8 protein-coding genes are annotated in these 7280 nt (G+C 62.5%); all 8 read left to right on the top strand.

Annotated elements, in window-relative coordinates:
- On the top strand, nt 1-384 hold a 384-nt coding region (locus tag VKP01_RS07945), incomplete at its 5' end, for a proton-conducting transporter membrane subunit (protein ID WP_324411616.1).
- 4 nt (nt 385-388) lie between these two features.
- Nucleotides 389-1162, top strand: a complete 774-nt coding sequence (locus tag VKP01_RS07940) for a biotin--[acetyl-CoA-carboxylase] ligase (protein ID WP_324411615.1) — start codon at nt 389-391, stop codon at nt 1160-1162.
- Nucleotides 1163-1200: 38 nt separating this feature from the next.
- A complete protein-coding gene (locus VKP01_RS07935; protein WP_324411614.1) occupies nt 1201-2871 on the top strand; it encodes a ribonuclease J in 1671 nt (556 codons plus the stop codon).
- Nucleotides 2872-2947: 76 nt separating this feature from the next.
- Entirely contained in the window at nt 2948-3352 is a 405-nt protein-coding gene (gene mce / locus VKP01_RS07930) for a methylmalonyl-CoA epimerase (protein ID WP_324411613.1), read from the top strand.
- A gap of 4 nt (nt 3353-3356) precedes the next feature.
- Nucleotides 3357-3692: a DUF1467 family protein gene (locus tag VKP01_RS07925; protein ID WP_324411612.1), complete on the top strand. Its 336-nt coding sequence runs from the start codon at nt 3357-3359 to the stop codon at nt 3690-3692.
- 555 nt (nt 3693-4247) lie between these two features.
- On the top strand, nt 4248-5567 hold the full coding sequence (gene proS, locus VKP01_RS07920; protein WP_324411611.1) for a proline--tRNA ligase: 1320 nt from the start codon (nt 4248-4250) through the stop codon (nt 5565-5567).
- Between the two features lie 30 nt (nt 5568-5597).
- Nucleotides 5598-6860, top strand: a complete 1263-nt coding sequence (locus VKP01_RS07915; RefSeq protein WP_324411610.1) for a lipoprotein-releasing ABC transporter permease subunit — start codon at nt 5598-5600, stop codon at nt 6858-6860.
- Nucleotides 6861-6865: 5 nt separating this feature from the next.
- Nucleotides 6866-7280 (top strand): ABC transporter ATP-binding protein (locus tag VKP01_RS07910; RefSeq protein WP_324411609.1); only part of this gene is annotated, 415 nt, incomplete at its 3' end.

Here is a 7280-nt window from a genome sequence, read left to right as displayed (position 1 = left end):
GAGCTCGAGACCATTGATGACCTCGCTGGTACCGGGCGCACCCATCCCGGTTTCGCCTTTGCCATGGCGATGCTGATGCTGTCACTCGCCGGCATACCCCCGCTCGCCGGTTTCATCGGGAAGTACTACGCTTTCTGGGCGGCTGTCGAGGCAGGTCTTGTCGTCTTTGCAGTGCTTGGCGTGATTGCCTCGGTGATCGGTGCCTATTACTATCTGCGCATCGCCAAGATCATCTATTTCGACGAACCGGTCGGCTCTTACGAGCCGATGCCCGGGATGCTGCGTGGGGTGATGACAATCTCCGCCGTCTTCGTCGTCGGGTTCTGGCTGGTGCCGGCGCCGCTCGTCGCAGCCGCAGGGGCGGCAGCGCGTTCGTTGTTCTGATCCGGTGGAGGGCGCGCGTGAAGCCATTGCCGGCGGGTTGGTTCATCTCGCGAAAGACGAGACGGGATCGACCAATGACGACGCGCTCACCGCGCTTCGGGAAGGGCGCAAGGCGCCTTTCTGGGTCACCGCGCGGATGCAGAAGGACGGGCGCGGGCGCCATGGTCGGGTGTGGACCTCACCACCGGGCAACATGCACGCGACTTTAGCGCTGGTCGAGCCCTGTGAGCAGCGCCATGCGGCGCAGTTCGGCTATCTGATCGGGCTGGCGCTTCACGATGCCATCGCCGAAATCGTCCCGGCTCATGCCACGCGGGTGCGGCTGAAATGGCCGAATGACGTGCTCGTCGACGGGGCGAAGATTGCTGGAATGCTGCTCGAGGGGCATCATACGCGTGACGGGCGTTTCGCGCTGATCATCGGGATCGGGGCGAACATCGCCTTCACCCCCGACGATACGCCGTATCCGGCGGCGCGGCTCGCAGATCTTGCTGCGGATGTGACGCCGGAGGTTTTGTTCGATGCGCTGGCCCGGGCGTTTGCGCGCCGTTTCGCGCGTTGGCGGCAAGCCTCCGATGTTGCGCTCGCGCTGGCGGCTCTGCGCGAGGACTGGCTGGCGCGGGCCCACGGGCTCGACGGAAATGTGACGATACGGTTGCCGGATGGCCCGCGTCAGGGGCGGTTTGTCGGGCTCGACGGCGATGGCCGGCTGCTGCTCCTTACGGAGGGTGGCGTTCAGACGATCGATGCGGGCGATTTATACTTTGCGGGAATGTGATATACCCCGCACCAACACATATGAACGAGGTTGTTCGAATGGCGTCTGATCAGGACGAACTGGTGTTCCTGCCCCTTGGGGGGCTGGGTGAAATCGGCATGAATGCCGCGCTATACGGCTTCGGGCCGAAAAAGAAGAAGAAGTGGATTCTCGTCGATTGCGGCGTCACCTTCGCCGATGAGGGCCAACCGGGGATCGATCTGATCCTTCCGGATCTGCGTTTCATCGAGGAGCGCAAGGAGGATCTCGTCGGGATCATCATTACCCATGCGCACGAGGACCATATCGGTGCCATCACCGAGCTCTGGCCGCGCCTCGAGGCGCCAGTCTACATGACGCGGTTCGCCGCTGATCTGCTCGCCACGCGTCGTCTGAGTGAGCCGGGCGCGCCGAAGCTTCCGGTGACCGTGGTGCCGCAGGGCGGGCGGATCGAGCTCGGGCCGTTCGATGTCCAGTTCATTCCCGTCTCGCATTCGATCCCCGAATCGAACAGCTTGGCCATCCGCACAAAGCACGGTCTCGTCGTGCATACGGGTGACTGGAAGCTGGATGATGCCCCCTTCATCGGCAATGTCACCAATGCCGATGATTTCAAGGCGCTCGGCGATGAGGGTGTGATCGCCGCGATCAGCGATTCGACCAATGTCATGCGTGAGGGGATCAGCCCCAGTGAGTCGGATGTCGCAAAAGCGCTGACCGAGATCATCATGGCGGCGGAACACCGCGTCGCCATCACGACCTTTGCCTCGAACGTGGCGCGCATCAGCGCCGTGGCGCAGGCAGCGCAGGCCTGCGGGCGCGAAGTGGTGCTGGTCGGGCGCGCCATGGAGCGTGTCGTCAGTGTGGCGCGTGAACTCGGCTATCTCGACGGCATACCGGAATTCCGCTCGGCGGATGCCTTCCAGCACCTGCCGCGCAACAAGGTGGTGGCCCTGCTCACGGGATCGCAGGGCGAGTCGCGTGCGGCGCTGGCGCGGATCGCCAATGACGACCACCGCGATATCCGGTTTTCCCAGGGCGACATCGTCGTCTTCTCGTCACGGCTGATTCCCGGCAACGAAAAATCCGTCCTGCGCATCGTCAACGCGCTGGCGGACAAGGGCGTGCGCATTGTTACCGACAAGGACGGGCTCATCCACGTTTCCGGCCATCCGCGTCGTGGCGAGATGGAGATGATGTATGGCTGGCTGCGGCCTGGAACGGTGATACCCGCCCATGGCGAGGCGCAGCATCTGGCCGAGCATGTGCGTTTCGCCCGTGAGCAGGGTGTGCCGCATGCCGTGATGGGGCGTAACGGCGCCATGATCCGCCTCGCGCCCGGCGAGCCGGAGATCATCGATCACTTGGCTGTCGGTCGGCTCTACAAGGATGGCGAGATCGTTATCGACGAGGCCGACAAGGCGATCCCGGAGCGCCGCAAGCTCTCCATTGCCGGTATCGCCACCATCGCCATCGCCATCGACGGCAAGGGCGAGATCGCGGGCGACCCGGTCATCGACGTGATGGGCATGCCCCGCTATACGCGCCGGGGCGAGGAACTGATTGATTTCGTCGCCGATACGGTGATCCGCACCCTCGACGGGCTGCCGCGTGCGCGCCGACGCGATACGGAATTCGTCGAGAACGCGGTTTTGCGTGCCGTACGCGCGACACTCAACAATACCTGGGGCAAAAAGCCTGCGTGCCATGTCCTCGTTATCGAGGTATGACGGCCCCATATGAAGGCAGTTGGGGGCAGCCGAATGAAGGCTGGTGCCTATCGGTCATGAAGGCAGGAGAAGCGTGATGATCGGGCGTCTCAACCATGTGGCCATCGCGGTGCGCGATATCGCTGCGGCGACCGCGACCTACCGCGATACGCTCGGCGCCAAGGTCTCGCAGGCCGTGCCGCTGCCCGAGCACGGGGTGACGACGGTCTTCATCGAACTGCCCAACACCAAGATCGAGCTGCTGGAGCCCCTTGGCGCCGATTCGCCCATCGCGCGTTTCCTGGACAAGGCGCCCGATGGCGGCATCCACCACCTCTGTTACGAGGTGGACGACATCCGCGCCGCGCGCGATCGCCTGGTCGAAGCCGGCGCGCGGGTGCTGGGTGACGGGGAGCCCAGGACCGGAGCCCACGGCAAGCCGGTGCTGTTCCTGCATCCCAAGGATTTCTGCGGCACGCTCGTCGAACTCGAGGAGGCTTGATCTCATGGTCAATGCAATTCGTCTTATTGCGACATCGACCTCCGCGACGCTGATCTTTATCGGCGCCATAACGCTCGCCGCCCTCATTGTCGGTATCGGTGTGCTGGATATGGGGATTACCGGGGCGCTGGCACTGTATTTCGTGGTCTGGTGGATCATGCTGTTTGCCGTGCTGCCGTTCGGTGTCCGCTCGCAGCTGGAGAGCGGGGAGGTGGTCGCAGGATCGGAGCCGGGCGCGCCGGCAGCACCGGCTCTGCGTCAGAAGGCGATCTGGACGACAATCGTCTCCGCATTGGTGTTCAATCTGACCATTCTGCTGTTGCCGCTAGCCGGCCTTTGACTGCATTTTCGGATGGCCGGTTCGCATCAGGCGCAGAACCGGAATTCACCGGATCGCTGGCCCGCAATAAAATGAGCTGGAATATTTAGCGTTTTCGAGCAGCCGAGCGCTCGTATGCCCAATGCACAAAAGAAAAAAGCAAGGCTTTCGCCTTGCCTGTATTTATCATTGACGCCTTGTATTCTTGTCAGTGCCCGTTTTACGAGCCGTGGCGCCTTTCCTCCCCAGACTTGGACCGCGCCCCCCGCCTGTCTTGTTCGCTTTTCTTGGCGATCTGGTGAACAGGTTTATAGTCAGCCGCGACGGACTTGTCACCACATTTTCATCAGAAATGCGCAAAAAAATGCCATAAAAATTCGCTGCAGTGCAACAAACATGCGAAAGCCGCTATATCTGTGTGAAGATTTCAGGTTGCAGCAAGTGGCGGGGACTGCGAAACAGCAAGCTACTTCTGCGTTTCCAGTCTTGTCTTTTATCCGCGTGAAGTGTCATGTGCGCGAAATTGGATCACGTCCGTGTATCATGTCGCCACTCCTGATCTGACCGAGGTCGTTCATGCGTCTGAGCCGCTACTTCCTGCCCACCTTGCGCGAGACCCCGCGTGAGGCTGAGATCGTCTCGCATCGCCTGATGCTGCGTGCCGGGATGGTGCGCCAGCAATCGGCCGGGATCTTCTCCTGGCTGCCGCTCGGTTTGCGCGTGCTTAACAAGATCAACGCGATCATCCGCGAAGAGCAGAACCGGGCCGGCGCCGTCGAGATCCTGATGCCGACGATCCAGTCGGCGGATCTGTGGCGCGAATCGGGGCGCTACGAGGCCTATGGCAAGGAGATGCTGCGCATCCGGGACCGGCACGAGCGCGACATGCTTTTCGGCCCGACCAACGAGGAGATGGTCACCGATATCTTCCGCAGCTATGTGCGCTCCTACAAGGATCTGCCGCTCAATCTGTACCATATCCAGTGGAAGTTCCGCGACGAGATCCGCCCGCGTTTCGGCACGATGCGTTCACGCGAATTTCTCATGAAGGACGCCTATTCCTTCGATCTCGACAAGGAGAGCGCCCGCCACGCCTATAACCGGATGTTCGTGGCCTATCTGCGCACCTTCGCGCGGATGGGGCTGCGGGCGATTCCGATGCAGGCCGATACCGGTCCGATCGGCGGCGATCTGAGCCACGAATTCATCATCCTCGCCTCCACCGGTGAGAGCGAGGTCTTCTGCGACAAGGCCTATCTCGATTTCAGCACGCCGGCGGCGGAGACTGATTTCGAGAGCCGCGAAGGCCTCCAGAGCATCGTCGATGCCTGGACGGCGCGCTATGCCGCGACCGACGAGAAACACGACGAAGCCGCCTTTGCCGCGCTCCCCGACGCCAACAAACTCTCGGCGCGCGGTATCGAAGTGGGGCATATATTCTATTTCGGCACAAAATATTCGCAGCCGCTGAATGCGGTGGTGACTGGTCCGGAGGGCAAGGACCATCCCGTGCATATGGGCTCCTACGGCATCGGTCCGAGCCGCCTCGTCCCCGCCATCATCGAGGCGAGCCATGACGAGGCCGGCGTGATCTGGCCGGATGCGATCGCGCCGTTCCATGTGGCCTTGCTCAATCTGAAGCCGGGCGATTCGGCCACGGATGCCGCCTGCGAAAAGCTCTATGCCGAGCTCGGTGCCGCCGGCTACGTGCTGTACGACGATCGCGAGGAGCGGCCCGGCGCAAAATTCGCCAATGCCGATCTGATCGGCCTGCCCTGGCAGGTGATTGTCGGGCCCAAGAGCCTTGCCGAGGGCAAGGTCGAGATGAAGCGCCGCGCCACCGGCGAGCGCGAGCTCGTGGCTCTCGATGATTGCCTCGCGCGCTTGAAGGCGTGAGGGGCTGTCCGCAAGCATGAAAGCGATCTCATGAGCTCAGCGACGCGACCTTTCGCAGGCTTCGAATGGATGCTCGCCCTGCGCTATCTGCGCACGCGCCGACGCGAGGGCTTCGTCTCGGTGATCGCCGGCTTCTCCTTCATCGGGATCATGCTGGGTGTCGCCACGCTGATCATCGTGCTCTCGGTGATGAACGGCTTCCGTTCGGAACTGCTGAATAAGATCGTCGGTATCAACGGCCATATCTTCGTCGCACCGATCGACTCACCGCTGACCGATTATGACGAGGTTGCGATGCGGATCGCGGAACTGCCGGGTGTACGTCGTGCCGTGCCACTGGTCGAGGGGCAGGCTTTCGCGTCATCGGAGGTTCAGGGCGGGGGTGTGCTGGTGCGCGGCGTGCGCCCCGATGATCTGCCCCGCATTGATGCGATTACGGATAACATCCGGCAGGGCTCGATCGAGAATTACGGTGAGCAGGAGGGTGTGCTGATCGGCCAGCGCCTCGCCGAGCAGCTCGGATTGCGGGCAGGGGACACGCTGACGCTGATCTCACCGCGCGGTGCGACGACGGCTTTCGGCACCGCGCCCCGCATCAAGGGCTATCCGGTTGAGGCGATCTTCGAAGTGGGCATGACGGAGTTCGACAACATCTTCGTCTACATGCCGCTGGCAGAAGCGCAGGCCTATTTCAATCGCGCCGGCGATGTGAGCGTGATCGAGGTCTTTCTCGATGACGCCGACCGTGTGTTTCAGGCGCGGCAGGCAATCAGCGCTGCTGTCGAGAGACCGGTACTGCTGACGGACTGGACACAACGCAATCGCACCTTCTTCGCGGCGCTCGAAGTCGAGCGCAACGTGATGTTCATCATTCTCACCCTGATCGTGCTGGTGGCGGCGCTGAATATCGTCTCGGGCCTGATCATGCTGGTGAAGGACAAGTCGCACGACATCGCCATCCTGCGCACGATGGGGGCGACCCGGGGCGCGATCATGCGCGTTTTCCTGATTACGGGCGCGTCGATCGGGATCGTGGGGACCATTGCCGGCCTGATCCTCGGCCTCGTCTTCACCTACAATATCGAGGCGGTGCAGAATTTCTTTTCCTGGGTGCTGGGGCAGGACCTGTGGGATCCGACGGTCAGGTTTCTTTCCGATATTCCCGCCGAGGTGAACCTCTCCGAGGTCATTTCGGTTCTTGTGATGGCCTTCGCGCTCTCTCTTCTGGCGACGCTCTATCCCTCATGGCGCGCGGCGCGGCTGGACCCGGTTCAGGCGCTGCGCTACGGGTGATGACCATGAATGAAGCCGTCGACCAGCCACAGAATCCGGCCGAAATTCCGGCACTCTACTGCGCCGCCGTCGAGCGCCGCTATCCGCAGGCGGACGGGGCGCTCGACATCCTCACGGGAGCCGAATTCGCGATCTGGCCCGGCGAGATCGTGGCGCTGGTCGCGCCTTCGGGTACCGGAAAATCGACGCTTTTGCACGTCGCCGGCTTGCTGGAGCGTCCTGATGCCGGCGAGGTCTTCATTGCAGGCGCGCCAACGGCGCATATGGATGATTCCGGACGCACCCGGCTGCGGCGCGAGGAAATCGGCTTCGTCTACCAGTTCCACCACCTGCTGCCGGAATTCTCCGCGCTCGAGAATGTGGTGATGCCGCAACTCATTCGCGGCCTGCCCAGGGCAGAAGCGCGCAAGCGGGCGCAGG

It is taken from the genome of Saliniramus sp., assembly GCF_035311605.1.
Taxonomy (GTDB): domain Bacteria; phylum Pseudomonadota; class Alphaproteobacteria; order Rhizobiales; family Beijerinckiaceae; genus Saliniramus.
The sequence above is the reverse complement of the archived record's forward strand: the minus strand, read 5'-3'. Positions and strand labels throughout refer to the sequence as shown.

What these genes read in the sequence shown, in the direction of transcription:
- VKP01_RS07935 (WP_324411614.1), top strand. Translation starts at nt 1,201, where the DNA reads ATGGCGTCTGATCAGGACGAACTGGTGTTCCTGCCCCTTGGGGGGCTG.
- mce (WP_324411613.1), top strand. Translation starts at nt 2,948, where the DNA reads ATGATCGGGCGTCTCAACCATGTGGCCATCGCGGTGCGCGATATCGCT.
- VKP01_RS07925 (WP_324411612.1), top strand. Translation starts at nt 3,357, where the DNA reads ATGGTCAATGCAATTCGTCTTATTGCGACATCGACCTCCGCGACGCTG.
- proS (WP_324411611.1), top strand. Translation starts at nt 4,248, where the DNA reads ATGCGTCTGAGCCGCTACTTCCTGCCCACCTTGCGCGAGACCCCGCGT.
- VKP01_RS07915 (WP_324411610.1), top strand. Translation starts at nt 5,598, where the DNA reads ATGAGCTCAGCGACGCGACCTTTCGCAGGCTTCGAATGGATGCTCGCC.